The sequence below is a fragment of the Sorangium sp. So ce1335 genome (assembly GCF_051521615.1).
Taxonomy (GTDB): domain Bacteria; phylum Myxococcota_A; class Polyangia; order Polyangiales; family Polyangiaceae; genus Sorangium.
The window spans coordinates 11,120,689-11,136,154 of the sequence record NZ_CP150363.1 but is presented as its reverse complement, the minus strand read 5'-3'; the positions used below and the strand labels follow the sequence as shown (position 1 = coordinate 11,136,154).

Annotated in this window: 16 protein-coding genes; 8 read left to right on the top strand and 8 right to left on the bottom strand. The window is 73.7% G+C overall.

Translation table 11 applies throughout. The features are described from left to right. Positions 1-160 precede the first annotated feature (160 nt). From WMF24_RS41750 to WMF24_RS41740, 3 genes are read left to right on the top strand one after another with little or no spacing between them, the layout of a single operon-like run. A complete protein-coding gene (locus WMF24_RS41750; protein WP_012241218.1) occupies positions 161-466 on the top strand; it encodes an integration host factor subunit alpha in 306 nt (101 codons plus the stop codon). 4 nt (positions 467-470) lie between these two features. Then, positions 471-842 (top strand): MerR family transcriptional regulator, encoded by a 372-nt coding sequence (locus tag WMF24_RS41745; RefSeq protein ID WP_437733037.1) that lies wholly within the window; start codon positions 471-473, stop codon positions 840-842. Continuing rightward, complete coding sequence (locus WMF24_RS41740) at positions 823-1,491, top strand: hypothetical protein (RefSeq protein ID WP_437733036.1); 669 nt, start codon at positions 823-825, stop codon at positions 1,489-1,491. The genes WMF24_RS41745 and WMF24_RS41740 overlap by 20 nt, the downstream gene beginning before the upstream one ends. A gap of 192 nt (positions 1,492-1,683) precedes the next feature. Here the strand turns inward: WMF24_RS41740 and WMF24_RS41735 are convergent, their stop codons facing one another. Further along, the gene (locus WMF24_RS41735) at positions 1,684-2,286 is read right to left on the bottom strand and encodes a single-stranded DNA-binding protein (RefSeq protein WP_437733035.1); all 603 of its coding nucleotides are present in this window, start codon (positions 2,284-2,286) and stop codon (positions 1,684-1,686) included. Between the two features lie 177 nt (positions 2,287-2,463). Then, a complete protein-coding gene (mgtE, locus tag WMF24_RS41730; RefSeq protein WP_437733034.1) occupies positions 2,464-3,849 on the bottom strand; it encodes a magnesium transporter in 1,386 nt (461 codons plus the stop codon). Between the two features lie 603 nt (positions 3,850-4,452). Here mgtE and WMF24_RS41725 point away from each other — a divergent pair. Together WMF24_RS41725 and WMF24_RS41720 are read left to right on the top strand one after the other, a co-directional pair. Continuing rightward, positions 4,453-6,834: a hypothetical protein gene (locus WMF24_RS41725; protein ID WP_437733033.1), complete on the top strand. Its 2,382-nt coding sequence runs from the start codon at positions 4,453-4,455 to the stop codon at positions 6,832-6,834. A 147-nt stretch (positions 6,835-6,981) separates the two neighbouring features. After that, a complete protein-coding gene (locus WMF24_RS41720) occupies positions 6,982-7,674 on the top strand; it encodes a response regulator transcription factor (protein ID WP_437733032.1) in 693 nt (230 codons plus the stop codon). On the opposite strand, the gene WMF24_RS41715 is transcribed toward WMF24_RS41720, so the two are convergent. Continuing rightward, positions 7,656-8,609 (bottom strand): hypothetical protein, encoded by a 954-nt coding sequence (locus tag WMF24_RS41715; RefSeq protein WP_437733031.1) that lies wholly within the window; start codon positions 8,607-8,609, stop codon positions 7,656-7,658. The genes WMF24_RS41720 and WMF24_RS41715 overlap by 19 nt on opposite strands. Positions 8,610-8,866: 257 nt before the next feature. Between WMF24_RS41715 and WMF24_RS41710 the strand changes: the two genes are divergently transcribed. Then, complete coding sequence (locus WMF24_RS41710; RefSeq protein ID WP_437733030.1) at positions 8,867-9,547, top strand: HEAT repeat domain-containing protein; 681 nt, start codon at positions 8,867-8,869, stop codon at positions 9,545-9,547. Then, a complete protein-coding gene (locus tag WMF24_RS41705) occupies positions 9,547-10,374 on the top strand; it encodes a class I SAM-dependent methyltransferase (protein WP_437733029.1) in 828 nt (275 codons plus the stop codon). The genes WMF24_RS41710 and WMF24_RS41705 overlap by 1 nt, the downstream gene beginning before the upstream one ends. A gap of 58 nt (positions 10,375-10,432) precedes the next feature. Here the strand turns inward: WMF24_RS41705 and WMF24_RS41700 are convergent, their stop codons facing one another. Beyond that, the gene (locus WMF24_RS41700; protein WP_437733028.1) at positions 10,433-10,717 is read right to left on the bottom strand and encodes a (2Fe-2S)-binding protein; all 285 of its coding nucleotides are present in this window, start codon (positions 10,715-10,717) and stop codon (positions 10,433-10,435) included. Positions 10,718-10,721: 4 nt separating this feature from the next. Next, positions 10,722-11,084 (bottom strand): 6-carboxytetrahydropterin synthase QueD, encoded by a 363-nt coding sequence (gene queD / locus WMF24_RS41695; protein ID WP_061605432.1) that lies wholly within the window; start codon positions 11,082-11,084, stop codon positions 10,722-10,724. A gap of 191 nt (positions 11,085-11,275) precedes the next feature. On the opposite strand from queD, the gene WMF24_RS41690 reads away from it, so the two are divergent. Next, entirely contained in the window at positions 11,276-11,416 is a 141-nt protein-coding gene (locus WMF24_RS41690) for a hypothetical protein (RefSeq protein ID WP_437733027.1), read from the top strand. 27 nt (positions 11,417-11,443) lie between these two features. Here the strand turns inward: WMF24_RS41690 and WMF24_RS41685 are convergent, their stop codons facing one another. The 3 genes from WMF24_RS41685 to WMF24_RS41675 all read right to left on the bottom strand — a co-directional run bounded on the left by WMF24_RS41685 (position 11,444) and on the right by WMF24_RS41675 (position 15,410). Next, positions 11,444-12,994: a GAF domain-containing protein gene (locus WMF24_RS41685; protein ID WP_437733026.1), complete on the bottom strand. Its 1,551-nt coding sequence runs from the start codon at positions 12,992-12,994 to the stop codon at positions 11,444-11,446. A gap of 176 nt (positions 12,995-13,170) precedes the next feature. Next, a complete protein-coding gene (locus tag WMF24_RS41680) occupies positions 13,171-14,277 on the bottom strand; it encodes an acyl-CoA reductase (RefSeq protein ID WP_437738916.1) in 1,107 nt (368 codons plus the stop codon). Continuing rightward, positions 14,277-15,410 (bottom strand): acyl-protein synthetase, encoded by a 1,134-nt coding sequence (locus tag WMF24_RS41675; protein WP_437733025.1) that lies wholly within the window; start codon positions 15,408-15,410, stop codon positions 14,277-14,279. Before WMF24_RS41675 ends, WMF24_RS41680 begins: the two co-directional genes overlap by 1 nt. Between the last annotated feature and the right edge of the window lie 56 nt (positions 15,411-15,466).

Genomic DNA, 15,466 nt, shown 5'->3' with positions numbered 1-15,466 from the left:
GCGCCCGGACCTATCGGGCGCAGCCTGCGTGACCCCCCTAGACCTCCCCGACGCGGGCTGGCATCCTGCCGCATGCCGGTCGGGGGACCGTACGCGGCTTCCTGAACGGTCTTCAGGGGTTGCGGCGCGTCCCCCGCTCTGCAAGGGCGATGGGGGTGTCATGACGAAAGCCGAAATCGTTCAGGCGGTCTACTCCCGCCTTGGCGGGTTCTCGAAGAAGGAGTCCGCCGATCTGGTGGACCTCGTGTTCGAGACCATGAAGGAAACCCTGGGGCGCGGGGAGAAGATCAAGATCTCCGGATTCGGCAACTTCGTGCTGCGCGACAAGCGCCAGCGGCAGGGCCGTAATCCCCAGACCGGCGACCCGATCCTGATCACGGAGCGGCGGGTCCTGAACTTCAAGGCGAGCCAGATCCTGAAGCAGGCCCTCAACCCGCGCGAGACGGCCTCGGCGGCCGAGGAGTAACTGCTTGGCGGGGCGCCCGCAGCTTCCGGCGAAGCTGTACTACCGGATCGGCGAGGTGGCCGGCATCGTGGGGGTCGAGCCGCACGTTCTCCGGTACTGGGAGACGGAGTTCCGCTCCGTCCGGCCGCAGAAGTCGGCGAAGGGGCAGCGGGTCTACAGCCGGCGCGACGTCGAGACGCTCCTCAAGGTGAAGGAGCTCCTCTACGCGCACCGCTTCACGATCGCGGGGGCGCGGCGCAAGCTGCGCGAGGGCGGCATCGAGCCGCCGCCCCCCGACGCGGGCGCGAGCAGCGAGGAGGTGCAGCGCATGCGCGCGGCGCTCGTCGAGATCCGCAGCGAGGTGCTCGCGTTGATGGATGAGCTCGACCGCGTCTGAGGTCCACGGCGTCGCGCCGGGCGTCGCGCTGCGCCTCTCGTTGCCCGCCGGGGCGCGCGACGCGCCGGCGGACGCGTTGCCCGCGATCGACGTGTCGGCGATCGCGGGGGCGAGGGTGACGCTCCGCCGTGGCGTGGACGCGGACGGGCTCTCGCTGCGCGCGGTCTGCGCGACGGCGCCGTCGCGGCAGTGGGTCACCGGGCTGGAGGAACTGGTGATCGATCGGGCGACGGCGCTCGTGCACGGGGCGCTCGGGGCGGCGATCGAGCGGTGGGAGGCGGGGCCGATCCGCGCCGTGGGGGATCGGTTCGAGCAGGCGTTCGAGGGGGCGGGGAAGGTGGGCGAGCGCGCGGTGGCGATCCGCGGGCGGCACGTGCTCGGCTTCGCCGGGAGCGAGCACGACGCGGCGCTCTGCAGCGTGGTCTGCGTGGAGCCGGCGCAGGGGGCGGGCGGGGGCTGCGGCGAGGTGCTCGGGGCGACCGGGCTCGAGGGAGCGCTCGTGGCGCCGCCCGATCCGGGGCTGCTCGTGCGGGCGATCTTCGCGGGGGCGGAGCACCCGGCGGCCGCGATCGCGGGGATGGGGGTGCTGGCGGCGGCGGGGGTGGCCGTCGTGCTGGCGCGGCGTCCGAGGCCGCGGCCCTCGCCGTGAGTGTGCCGCGGGGACGGGGGGGCTGCCGAAAACTGCCCGACCCGAGGCCCCGAGGCGCAGAGGCTCCTTGGGCTTAACGCCTCGGTGAGCGCAAGGCGAGCGACGGTCTCGGTGCGAGCGAGGCGAGCGACGGTCTCGGTGAGCGCAGGGAGAAAGAGCGTTGTCTGAAGGGAATGCCCGCGGGCAGAGCGATCAGAACGGGATATCGTCGTCGTTGCCGCCGCCGTAACCGCCGCCGAAATCGTCCGGAGGGGGGCCGGGATCCTGCGCGGCCGGGGCCGGGCGAGCGCCGCCGCCGCCACGGTTGTAACCGCCGCCGGCCGGGCGGCCGCCGCCACCACCGCCGTAGCCGCCACCACCACCGCCGTAACCGCCGCCGCCGCCGCCACCACCGCCGCCGTAGCCGCCGCCGGGATCGGCGCCGAACGCGCCCGCGTCGTCGCCGCCCGCGCCGCGGCTGCGGCCGCCGCCCGTCAGCAGGACGTTGTTGGCGATCACCTCGGTCTTGTAGCGCTTGTTGCCGTCCCGATCGTCGTAGCTCGACGTGCGGAGCGAACCCTCGACGAAGATCGAGGAACCCTTGCTGAGGATCTTACCCAAGGCCTCGGCGCGCTTGCCCCAGATCACGACATTGTGCCAGTCCGTCCGTTCTTTCCGGACCTTGTCGCGGTCGAGGTACGATTCGGTCGTGGCGAGCCGCAGGTTCAAGACGGCCTGCCCTCCCTGGGTGAACCGAAGCTCGGGGTCGGCGCCCAGGTTGCCGAGCAGCATCACGCGATTCAAGCCTTCGGCCATCTTGACTCCTTCCCTAGGAGGGGCTCAGCGCGACTCGCGCCGAGCAGAAGACGACTGCTTCACTCCCCCATGGGGGCCGACGCGTCAAGGGTCGCAGCGCGCCGGGAAGCCCGCGGCGCGCCGGCGCGGCGGTGCCGGGGGCGCCCGCGTCCCGGCAGCGCGTGAGGTCGAGCCGGCTCACCCGCCGGCGCCGCCCCTGGCGAGGAGGTCGGCCAGGAAGAGCCGGGCGATCGTGAAGTAGAGAAGGATCCCGAGGACGTCCACGAGGCTCGCGATGAAGGGGGTGGAGCTCGTCGCCGGATCCAGGCCGAGCCGCCGGAGCAGGAGGGGGAGCATCGCGCCCACGGTGCAGCCCATGAGGACGATCGCCATCAAGGTCACGCCGATCGTCAGGACGAAGCCGGTGCCGTCGCCCCAGAGCCAGACGCGGATCATGCCGATGACCGAGAGGATGAGGCCGAGCACGACGGCCTGGCCGAGCTCACGGACGAGGACGCTGGCCCAGTCGCCGACGCGCACGTCGCCGACGGCGAGGCCGCGGATGATGAGCGACGACGACTGCGAGCCGGAGTTGCCGCCGGTCGAGATGAGCAGCGGCACGTAATAGGCGAGCGTCGCGACGGCCTCGAGGTCGTGCTCGAAGCGGCGCAGCACCTCGCCGGTCATGAACTCGCCGACGAACAGCACGGCGAGCCAGGGGGCGCGCTTCTGGATGAACGTCCAGAAGCTCGTCTTGAAGTAGCTGTCCTCGATGGGGCCGACGGCGCCGAGCCGCTGCACGTCCTCGGTCTGCTCCTGGGTGAGGACGTCCATCACGTCGTCGACGGTGATGACGCCGAGCAGCTTCCGATCGGCGGAGAGCACGGGCAGCGCGCTGAAGTCGTACTTCGCCATGGTCCGCGCGACCTCCTCCTGGTCGGTCTCGGGGCTGACGGTGAAGACGTTCTCGGTCATCACGTCGGCGAGCTTCTCGGACGGGGCGGCGAGCAGGAGATCGCGCAGCGACACGACGCCGATGAGGTGGCCCCGCTCGGAGACGATGTACACGTAGTAGATGGTCTCGGCGTCCTCGCCGACGGCGCGGATCCGCTCGATCACGTCGGCGACGGTGAGGTTGATGTTCACCGACACGTAGTCGGTGGTCATGAGGCCGCCGGCGCTGTCCTCGGGCCACTTGGCGAGCTCCTCGACCTCGGCGGCGGCCTCGGGGTCGACCTTCTCCAGGGTGGAGAGGAGGGTGTCGCCGACCTGCTCGGGGAGGGCCTCGATGAGGTCGGTGCGGTCGTCGGCCGCCATCTCGGAGACGATCGGCGCGATGCTCTCGACGCCCATCTGCTCGACGAGCGCCTCCTGGATCTCGCCGTCGAGGCGCTCGAAGATGGGCGCGGCATCCTCGGCCTTGAGGGCCATGAGGACCTTGGCCGCCTCGGCGTCGTCCAGCAGGCCGATCAGGTCGGCGAGGTCCTCGTCGTGGATTTCCTCCAGCAATTCGGAGAGCTGCGCTGGATCCTCGGCGAGGAGCTGCCGGACCTCCGGGACCATGGCGAGGGCGACGCGCAACATGCTCGTCGGGCACTGACCACAACTCGGTCCTGCTGGGAAGCGTCAATCCCGCCGGCGCCGGTCGCGCCAGCAAGCCTCCCCCCTCCGGCCGAGGTCGAGGTCGTGGCCGACCGAGGTTTGTGGCCGACCGAGGTTGTGGCTGACCGAGGTTGTGGCTGACCGAGGTTGAGTCTGGAGGCCGTCGATGGGGGCGCGGGGCGACCGAGGTTGAGCTTGCCAGGCCTGTCAGGTGGCCCGGCTCACTCGCGCGGGCAGGGGGCGCCGCCTACTGGGTTGGCTGAGGCGCAATCGAGTTGACAGCGCGGCTGGGCGCAGAGATGACCGCCGCCGAGGCGCCGCGGCGGCACCTCATTTGCCTGGGAGCCCTCGGGCTTGCCTTGGCGGGCCCGAGCGGGTCAGGCAGGTCGAATTGACAGCGTTCCGCCGGGGTCCCTAGCATCGGGCTCCGTCGAGCCGCGGATCGCCTGCGGAAGTCGGTCGTGGACCCGTGGATGGCGGGTCTTGTCTGTGGCTTGACCGCCGCGCAACCGGATCGGTGGTCGAAAGGAAAGTCGAATGATGACGCGGATTGAGCGTGAGAGGAGGCGCCCATGGAGGGGCGCGGTGAGGCTCGCCCTGACGGGCCTCCTGATCGCGGGCACAGGCAGCGCCTTCGGATGCCTGAACCGCCCCATCGCGACGAACAAGCCCCGCACGACGACCACGATCGTCGAGCGGCTCACGCAGAGCTCGGTCGATAAGATCGACCTGCTCCTGGCCATCGACAACTCGGGTTCGATGGCCGACAAGCAGGACATCCTCGCCTTCGCGATCCCTGACCTCGTCGAGGGTCTCGTCAACCCGCGGTGCATCCCCTCGATGGGCCAGGGGAACCCCACGACGGTCAACTCGCCGAACGCCGACTGCCCGGCGGGCTACAAGCGCGAGTTCGAGCCGGTCAAGGACATCCACATCGGCATCATCAGCTCGAGCCTCGGCGGCCACGGATCGGGCGCCTGCCCGGCGGAGACGAGCCCCTCGAACGTGGACATGGCGCACCTCCTCGCGCGCTCCAACGAGCGCTCCACGGAGAACGACATCCCGACGTACCTCAACAAGGGCTTCCTGGCCTGGGACCCCGATCAGAAGCTCGACGGCGAGGCCGAGGTGCCCGATCCGGAGGACGGCGAGGCCGACATCGACCAGGACTCGCCCAACGACCTCAACGACACCTCGCTGGTCGGACAGCTCACCGCGATGGTCCGTGGCACGGGGCAGGCCGGCTGCGGCTTCGAGGCGCAGCTCGAGAGCGTGTACCGCTTCCTCGTCGACCCGGAGCCCTACGCGAGGATCGAGATCGATGCCGACAACATCGCGGTGCCGAAGGACGTGGATCAGGCCGTCCTGGACCAGCGCGCCGCGTTCCTCCGGCCGAGCTCCCTCCTCGCGATCATCATGCTCAGCGACGAGAACGACTGCTCGATCCGCGAGGAGAGCCGCAACTACCTCGTGGCCGAGACAAGGAACGGCTTCCGCCTGTGGAGGCCGCGCCCCGAGTGCGCCGAGAACCCGGCCGACCCGTGCTGCCGGTCGTGCAGCCAGCCGACACCAGCAGGCTGCCCCGAGGTCGAGGAGTGCACGGGCTCGGACGGCTTCCCCGCGCGCCTGACCGCGGAGGAGGATCCGGTCAACTCCCGCTGCTGGGATCAGAAGCGCCGCTTCGGCTTCGACTTCCTCTACCCGATCGAGCGCTACCGGCGCGCCTTCACCGAGGCGCAGATCGAGAACCGCCGGGGCGAGCTGGTCCCGAACCCGATCTTCAGCGATCTGGACGCGGGGGACGACGACAGCGACATCCGCGATCCCGGGCTCGTCTTCTTCGCCGGCATCGTCGGCGTGCCGTGGCAGGACATCGCGCGCCAGAACGCCGAGGGCCAGCCCGACCTCCTGAACGGCCTCAACCTGGACGGCGAGCCCGTCGGCGGGTTCAAGAACGCCGATGAGCTCAGCGCACCGCTGCTCGACGGCGCGTTCAGCAGCACGTGGGAGATCATCCTCGGCAATCCTGCGAAGTTCGAGCCGCCGAAGGATCCGTTCATGGTCGAGTCGACGGCGCCGCGCTCGGGCGCGAACCCGATCACCGGCGACACGATCGTCCCGCCGCAGGAGGCGGGCTGGAACGCGATCAACGGCCGCGAGTACACGATCCCGACGGGGAGCACGGGCGACCTCCAGTACGCCTGCATCTTCGACCTCCCCGAGGAGAAGACGTGCGACGGCAACTCCCAGAGCTGCGACTGCAGGGTGGTGGGGGGCCAGCCGAACGACAACCCGCTCTGCGAGCCGGAAGCCGGCAGCGATCAGGCGGACCCGGGGGCCAGGACGACGACGCAGATCAAGGCGAAGGCCTACCCGGGCCTGCGCGAGCTGCAGCTCATCCGGGAGCTCGGCGCCCAGGGCATCGTCGGCTCGGTGTGCCCGAGGCAGCTCACGAACGAGGACGCGGCCGACTTCGGGTACCGGCCGGCGATCGGCGCGATCATCGATCGCCTGAAGACGGTCCTCGGCGGGCAGTGCCTGCCGCGCACCCTGACGCCGAACAACGAGGGGCAGGTCTCCTGCCTGATCCTCGAGGCGCGCAACACGCAGGGCCAGTGCAGGTGCGACGACACGCCGGCGCGCGTGGAGGTCCCCGAGCTCCATCAGGCGGCGAAGGACAAGGTGCTCGACGATCCGATCGCCCAGGTCGCCGGCTGGGACTGCGTGTGCGAGATCGAGCAGCTCGCGGGCGATCAGGCGACCGCGTGCCGGAACGACCCGAGCGACAACGTGAAGGTCGGCGGCGAGGACGTGCACGGCTGGTGCTACGTCGATCCGTCGATCCGCGTCGGCAGCCCGGACATCGTCGCGAGCTGCCCGCCCACCGAGCGGCGCATCATCCGGTTCACGAACGAGGGCGAGGCCCAGCAAGGGGCCACGCTGTTCATCACCTGCTCCGGCGAGTAGCCGGCGGCTGATAGCGCCCGGCGCGCGGGGCCCGATCGCGAGATCGCGCCCCGCGTCGCTTTTTGTGGCTCCGGAGCGCCCCGAGCGGACCGCCCGGCGGCGCTCTGGCAGGTCCCGGCGGGTTTTGTGCTAGAACCGTGCCCGGTCGTGGCCGGACGCAAGAAGATCCTGATCATCGAGGACGAGCCCCACATCGTGCTGGGGCTGACGGACGCCCTCGAGTTCGAGGGCTTCGCGGTGGCGTCGGCCTCGAAGGGGAAGGACGGCGTGCTGCTCGCGCGGCAGGAGAAGCCGGACGCGATCCTCCTCGACCTGATGCTCCCCGACACGAACGGCTTCAAGGTCTGCGAGGACCTGCGGCGCTGGGACGCGTTCGTGCCGATCATCATGCTGACGGCCCGCGGCCAGGAGATCGACAAGATCCGCGGCCTCGACGCCGGCGCCGACGACTACGTGACGAAGCCGTTCAGCGTGGGCGAGCTGATCGCCCGCCTGCGCGCCCTCTTCCGCCGCGCCGCCCGGCCCGCCGAGGCGCCCGTCGAGGTGTTCACGATCGGCAACGTGCAGGTCAACATGACCGCCCACACGGTGTCGCGGGGCTCTCGTTCGGACCAGCTCTCGTTCTACGAGGTCGAGCTCCTGCGCCTCCTGCACGAGCGCCTGGGCCAGCCGGTCTCGCGCGAGGAGATCCTCCAGAAGATCTGGGGCATCGAGGCCGGGCCGTCGAACCGCACGGTCGACAACTTCATCGTCAAGCTGCGCAAGAAGATCGAGCGCTCGCCCGACAAGCCGGAGCACATCCTCACGGTCTACGGCTTCGGCTACAAGCTCGCTCCCTGACGGAGCGGCAGCACGTTGCGCAGGTCGCACGGCACCGTCACCGCGGCGTCGGTGATCCGCTTCGGATCGATGTCCGACAGGCGGGCGCCCTCGCGGAGCTGCCGCGCCTCGAGGTGCAGCCGGACGAGGCCCGGGCTGCCGGTCTCGCCGGCGTACCCGACCACGTCGCCCGCATCGAGGCGCGCGCCCGCGACGACGCCCGGTCCAGGGCGATCGAGGTGCCCGTGGAGCAGGACGTACCGGCGCACCCGGTCGCCCTCGCGCACGTCGTGCGCCGTGGCGACCGTGATCCCGGTCAGCTCGCCGACGAAGACGACCTCCGCCTTCGCCTCCTGGCCGTCGAGCCTCAGCGCCGCCACGCGGTCACCCCGCGCCGCGGCGATCTCGACCCCGCCCGTCCACGACGGCGGCTCGGGCCGCGGGGCGCCGATCGCGGCGACGGGGCTGGGGCCGGTCGGGGCGGGGCCGGCCTGGGGCAGCGCGCCTGGCGGCGCCGCGGCGCCCTCGACGAGGAGGAACGCCGGCGACGGGTGATCGGGCGCGCCGATCGGGAAGGCGTACGCGGCGGCGCTCGCCGGACGCTCCGGGCGGCGGGGGATGTGCTCGTAGGCATGGCTGCGCGCGCCCGCCCCTGGGCGCGCCCCGGTGGGGCCGTAGAGCGCCGCCGCGCCGCCCTCGGGCAGCGGCGCGCCCGGAGCGGGCAGCGGGACGCACGCGGCGCCCTCCGGGACGGTGCGGGGGCCGCAGAGCGCCCCGGCGGCGGCGCCGCCGCGCGCCGCCGCCGCCGGGGGCCCGACGGCGGGCGGCGGCGGCGCGGGGTCGTCGAGGCCGCCGAGCGCAAGGACGAGGGCGGACGCCGCGGCGCCGCGCACGAGCGGGGAAGGGGAGATCGCCGCCCTGGTCGGGCGGGCCTGCGATGAGCCGGACGCGCGCATGCCATGAACGGTCTACCGCATCGGGCGCGGCTGGCGAGCACCGCGCAGCGGCGCCGCGCTCGCCGCGCGCCGAAGCCATCCCGCGCTCGCGGCGGTGTCGGCCTGGCGGCGCGCGGCGGCGTTGGCCCGGCGGTGCGCGTGGTCGCGCCCGCCGTGGACGGGAGAGGAACGCGAGGAAAGGGAGCGGAATGCGCGGGGAAGAGGCCGCTGCTGCCTGCCGGCTTGCGGAGGCGGCGCGCCGTTGATAGCTCCTCCTCGTGCAAAATCGCCAAGCCATCGAGACGACCCTGAACAAGCTGTTCGACGCGGAGCGCACGGCTCGCCGGCTCCACGACGACCTCGCGGCCATGCCCGGCGATGCGCTGCTCGACGTGCTCACCGACGCGATCGCGGCCGCCTCGCGCGAGGAGGACGAGGACGAGGCGGCGCTCCGGCTGGTCCGCGTCGCGTCGCTGCTCGGCGAGCACGAGGGCCCGCGCGCGCTCGACGCGCTCATCGACGTGCTCGCCTCGGAGCACCCGGAGGCGCGGCAGGCCGCGGGCGAGGAGATCGAGTCGCTCGCCTACGACCGGTTCAAGGAGGTCGCGCAGGCGATCGAGCGGGCGCTCAAGCGGCTGCCGGTCGGCTCGTCGGCGCTGCCGGAGCTGCCGTACCTCATCGCCGAGGTGCCGGAGCCGGGCGTGCCGAAGCTGCTCGGCCAGTTCCTGAGCCACAAGGATCCGGACGCGGTGGCGGCGGCGATCGAGACGCTCGTCGAGATCGGCGACCCGACGCACGCGCCGCTCATCGAGCCGCTGCTCGGCGACAAGCGCACGGTCGAGCTGGCGGACGACGGCGGCGACGAGGCGACGTCGGAGGTCACGATCGGCGAGCTCGCCGAAGAGGCGCTCGGCCTCCTCGCGCCTTACGACGACGAGGAGGGGGACGGGGCCGCCTGATGATCGGCCCGCCGCTGAGCGCGGCGGACGCCGTGTTGTTCGAGCACGCGGTCGTCCCACGCTACCTCTCGTTCTTCGCCTCGCTGGCGGTGAACATGCTGCTGCCCTCCGAGGCGGCGCGGATCGTCCATTTCGGCTGCCGGAGCGGCTTCCCCGATCCGATCGTGGCCGACAAGCTGCCCGGCGCGGCCCTCGTGGGGGTCGACTGCTCCGCCGCCGCGCTCGATCTCGCGCGCGCCAAGGCGGCGCTGTTCTCCGGGATGAACGCGAGCTACCTGCTCTGCGACGCCCTGCCGACGCCGCTGCCGAGCGCGAGCTTCACCCACGCGTACACGCTGCACCCGGTCTGCCGGCCGAGCGAGCGCGCCGAGCTCCTCGCCGAGCTGCGCCGGGTCCTCGTCCCCGGCGGCCAGGCGCTCATCGCGCTGCCGCTGCGCGGCTCGTTCCCGGAGGTCGCCGACATCGCGCGGGAGTGCGCGCTCAAGCAGGACCTCTCGGAGCTCGGCGCGGCGGTCGACGCCGCCGCCGTCGCCCGCCCGACGATCGAGACGATCGCCGAGGAGATCGAGGGCGCGGGGTTCGACGAGGTCGAGGTCGACGTCCAGCTCATCGCCGTGTCGTTCGACAGCGGGCGCGAGTTCCTCGAGGATCCCATCTCCCGGCTGATGGTGCTCCCCGAGGCGACGGCGATGCTCGACGTCGAGCCGCAGATCATCGACTCGATGCTCAGGTACCTGCACCACGCGGTGTCGAAGTACTGGTCCGAGGGGGTCTTCGAGCTGACGGTGAACGTCGGGTGCGCGAGCGCCCGGCGCCCCCTCGGCTGACGTACGCCGCGCCGCTCTCGCGCGTCAGGGATCCCGGCGGGATCTCCGGCGCGCGAGGCTAGCGATCGTGACCGCCGCCGCGGAGGCCGAGCTCGTCGAGCCCGGCGAGCGCCGCGAGCGAGACCGGGTGGTAGGGGGGCCGCGGCGTGATCGGCTTCTGGACGTCGCCCCCGCGCTCCTCGATGAGGCGCGCGCAGAGCGCGAGGCACCACTTGCCCTGGCACCAGCCGGTGCCGAAGCCCGTGTAGCGCTTGACCGACTCGATGTCCTTGTAGCCGCGGTCCATCGCGGCCTCGAGCTCGTGCAAGGTGACGTCCTCGCAGCGGCAGACGAGCGTCTTCATCGCGCTAGTCGCCCTCGTACTCGCAGCGCGCGTCGCAGGTCTCGAAGATGGTGACCCGGTTGAGCGACGGCAGCGACGGCGCGAGGCGGCTCCAGATCCACCGGGCGAGCACCTCGCTCGTCGGGTTCTCCAGGCCGGGGACCTCGTTCAGGTAGTTGTGATCGAGCAGGTCGTGGAGGGGAGCCCAGGCCTCGTAGAGGTGGCCGTAGTCGATGAACCACCCCGTCTCCTCGTTCACGGGGCCTCGGATCGCGACCTCGACCTTGAAGCTGTGGCCGTGGAGGCGCGCGCACTTGTGCCCCTGCGGCACCTTGGGGAGGCGGTGGGCGGCCTCGAAGCGGAACTCATGCACGAGACGGACGTTCATTGGAGCAGCGGTCATGGGGCGGTCTCCGTGAGGCGTCAACGCCCCGCGGCCTCGTCCGGCGCCCTCGGGCGGAACCCTCGCCGGGCGCTTCGCCGGGGCGGGCGGCGGCGGGCGCGGCACGGAGCGAACAACACCCGGCCGCGCGCCGGACGGGGTTCCCTCGAGGAGCTCGAGCGGCTATACCCCCCGCCATGCCGCAGAAGCCCGCAGTGAGAGCCAAGAAGAAGCGTCGCGACACGAAGCGCCTGGCGAACTGGCGCGCCAAGAAGGAGCTGCAAAACGCCCAGGGGACGCCGCCGGCCGACCCGACCGCCGCGCAGCCCAGCAGCTAGGCCGCGAGCACCGGCCTCGGCCGGTGCTCAGCTCGCAGGCTCGTCTTCGCCGTTCTCGCCGTCGTCGTCCGGCCCCGGACCGATCGACGGCCGCCCCTTGCGCCGCGCCGCGCGGACCGTCGCGACCTCGGCCCGGGACGGGTTGATCACAAGGAAGCCGTGATCCGCGTCGAGGAGCGCGACGTCGCCCGGCGACGCCCAGCGGAACGCGCCCGCCACGTCCACGATCGACGGCACGCCGAGGAGCTGGAGGAGCACGAGCGAGCGCGGCCCGGACCGGTCGCTGAGCGCGACGCCCACCGGGTTGGCCCGCGCGGAGATCAGGAGATCGAAGACCGTGAGCTGGTCTCCCACGAGGACCGCCTTCGACGGGAGCTGCGCCCGGGCGTCCGGGGTCGCCAGCATCAGGATGGCGTCGCAGAGGTCCTCGATGTCGCGGGCGCGGTCCTGCAAGAACGGGTCGCCGACGATCCCGTTGGCGGCGCGCGCCACCTCGCGGGCGACCGTGCCGAGCGCCTGCGCGACGCTGCGCCCGCCGGCCGCGAGCTCGAAGGCGCGCGCGCGCAGGCGGCCGTCTCCGATCATCAGGAGGTAGGTCGAGAGGAACGCCGCGTCCTGCGCGATGCCCCGCTCCGCCGCGCGGGCGTGGAGGTCGACGAGCGCCTTCTCCGCGGTGTCGAAGGCGAACCGCAGGAGCTTCGGATCGCCGCGGCCCTGCTGCGGGCCGAGCGACGAGCTGGCCGGCCGCCGCAGGGCCGCGATGGCGCCGAGCGCGCGCCCCGGGACGACGGGCAGCCCCGGCAGCGTGACCTTGCGCGTGCCCCCGCCCGTGCGCCGCGGCCGCTCGCGCAGCTCGTCGAGCACCTGCGCGTGGCGCGCGCCGGCCGCGATCGGCGCCGTGAGGGCCATGAGCAGCTCGACGTCGCGCGCGGTGAAGGCGCGATCGCCCGCCCGCTGCACGACGAGAGCGCCGAGCGGGCGGCCGCTGCCCAGGATGGGGGCGGCGAGGAAGACCGGGAAGCGCTCCTCGTGGAGCTCCGGGAAGGCGCGGAAGCGCTCGTGCTCCGGCGCCTGGACGACCGAGATCGGGCGCAGGCACTCGACCGCCATGCCGGTGATGCCCTGCCCGACCGACAGCCGCACCGTGCCGCGCGCCTCGCGCGGGAAGCCCACGTTGCCGCGCAGCACCAGCTCGTCGCCGTCGCCCTCGAGGAGGTACAGCGAGGCGACGTCGGCGCCGAGGATCGCGGCGATCCGCTGCGGCGCCTCGTCGAGGAGGAGCGGCAGCGGCATCGGCTTCGCGACGAAGGCCAGGTACTCCATGACGAGATCCAGGCGCTCCTCGCGGCGGACCTGGATCCTGGCGGCCGGGGCGCCGTCGGCCTCGAGCCCGTCCGAGGCGCTGTCCCGCGAACCCTCCGCGTCGAGCGACGCCGCGGGCGGGCTCCCGATCGCCTCGAGCCCGTCCGAGGCGCTGTCCCGCGAACCCTCCGCGCCGAGCGACGCCGCGGGCGGGCTCCCGATCGCCTCGAGCTCCGTGGGCGGGGAGGACGCCTTCGGATCGGTGCGCGACGACATGGGATGATCGCTACCACACACCGTCGCCCGAGCGCACCTCGCACGCGCGAGCGTCCGGGCCGCCCCGCGACCCGGGCGGCGTGAGAGGGCGATCCAGCGGCGTGGCGGCGCGAGCTGCGCGCCCCGCCGCGCCGCCGCGCCCCCTCGGCGCGGGCCGGCGGCCCGGCGTCGGGCCCTCAGCGCGTCCGCAGGTCGACGGGGCCGTCGAGCGGCGGGCGCTGCATCCATCCCAGCGCCGAGGCCCGCGCGCGGGGGGCCGCGGCGGACGCCGCGCGCGCGAGCTCCCCGCCCCCGCCCGCGCCGATCGCCGTGATCGCGCCGCGGATCGGCGCGAGCAGCGCCGGCGCCACCTCCGCGCTGCTCGCCGCCACGTGGACGACGCGCGCCGCGGGCGGCAAAAGCAGCGATCGCGGCGCCGGGTCCAGGCCGACGCCGTGCCCCTCGCCCTGCCAGAACGAGCCCACGGCCTCGAGCGTCGCCCGGTACATGGCGATGTCGGCGCGCGCCGCGCCGTCGAGCGGCCCGCGCGGCACGCGCGCGCCCGCCTCCCCGAGCGCATCGTGGAGGGCGCGCGCGAGCGCCTCCGCGCGCCCGGCCGGCCCCTCGACCAGCACGATGCGCGGCGACAGGCAGCCGCGCTGATCGAACGGCACGACGTCGTCCGCGATGTCCCGCGCCGCCCCGGCGAGGTCCGCGGCGGGGCCGACGACGGCCAGCCCGAGGCCGGCGCCGTGCCCGCGCACGAGCACGCCCCGGCCGGCCCGCGCGCGCAGCGTCGCCACGGTCTCGTCCGAGCCGTAGACGTGGAGCTCGGCGCGCGGCGCGTCGCCAGCGGCGCCCTCGCCGTCGTCCTCGAGCGCGAGATCGGCGACGAGCGCGATGGCGCCGCCGGCGCGCGCGAACGCCTCGTCGGCCTGCAGCGCGCGCACGAGGAGCTCGGCGACGACGGGATCGCGTCGGGACGGGCGCACGAGGACCTCCGGCGCCGTCGCCGCCGCGACGGCGATGGCCCGCAACGGCGCCGTGCACACGTTGGCGGCCAGGATCACCTGGCAGCGGCGCGCGCGCCCCGCGCTCGCCACGAGGGCGTCGAGCTCGCTGCCGCTCGGCGCGACCTCGAGGTGGCGGCCGAGCGCGAGCTCCACGCCTTCCGGCGAGAGGCCGCTCGCCCGGGGCAACCGCCGGCGCGCCTCCTCGCCGAGCGGATCGCGCGGATCCGCGACGCGCGCCGCCGCGGCGACGGCGCGCTCGACCCGGGTGCGCCGCGCCGCGCCGGCGTCCATCACGGGCCGCCGCCGAGCATCTGGTCGATCGCGATCGAGCAGCCGCGCGGTGGAGCCCCGGCCGCGCGGCCGAGGAGCTCGACGCCCTCCGCGGTCACGCGCACGCGGTCGGCGGTCTGGATGGCGACGGCCGAGTCGACGTTCGCGAGATCGACGATCCGCGCGAGCCCGATCTCGCCCGCCGGCAGCGGCGCGAGCGTCTCGGGGTCGACCGCGGTGACGCGCGCCCAGGGCGGCGCGTGATAGAGCCCCGGCGCGGCGCGCGCAGCGGCCGCTGCGCCGCCGAGCGCCGCCGCGAGCGTGCCCTCGTAGAGCTGGCTGGAGAGCTCCGTCATCCCGTACTCGCCGACGACGTGCGAGGGCGGCACCCCCAGCGCCCGCGCGATCGACGCCCGCAGCTCGTCCGCGGGCACCTCGCGCGACCGGCCCTTGTAGCCGCCGGTCTGCATGGCGCGGCTCCCCGCGGGCAGCAGCGTCGCGCCTCCGGGCAGCGCCGCGTCGAGCAGGTGCACGAACGCGAACGAGGTGCCGAGCACGATGGCCGGCTCGCCCGCGGCGCGCGCCTCGCCGCACGCGCGGGCGAAGCCCTCGGCGTCGAGCTCGCCGCCGCGCACGTGCCACGTCGCCGGCCCCGAGAGGCGCGCCGCGAAGCGGTCGATCATGAAGCCGAGCGACGAGTCGGGCACCTCGTCGAGCGGCGGCGCGAGGATGATCGCGCGGAGCCGCGCGCCGTCGGGCCACAGCAGGCGCTCGCCCCAGGCCAGCGCGGCGAGCTCGTACGTCGCGGTCGTGCGGAACGGGTGCTCGCCGCGGGACGCCGCGCCGAGGGACGTCCCGCTCGTGCGGAAGACGCGCTCGTCCGCCTCCGGCGGGTGGGCCGCGACGCGCGCGAACCGGAAGACGTCGCACGGCACCGCGGGGATCTCGTCGGCGCGCTCCATCGCGGCGACGTCCGCGCCGCGCGCCTGGAAGAGGCGGGCGACCGGCGCGCAGCGGGCGGCCTGGTGCCGGGCGAGCGCGATGGCGAGCGCGTCGAAGGTCTCCGGGAGCGCCGCGCTGTCCGGGAGGAGCGACGCCTCGATGAACGCCCGCGCGCGGCGGTGCAGCGCCTCGCTCTGATCTATCGGTCCCACGCGACCGGGATAGCACGCGCGCGCGGCGGCACACACGCGCGCGGGGGCACAGCGCG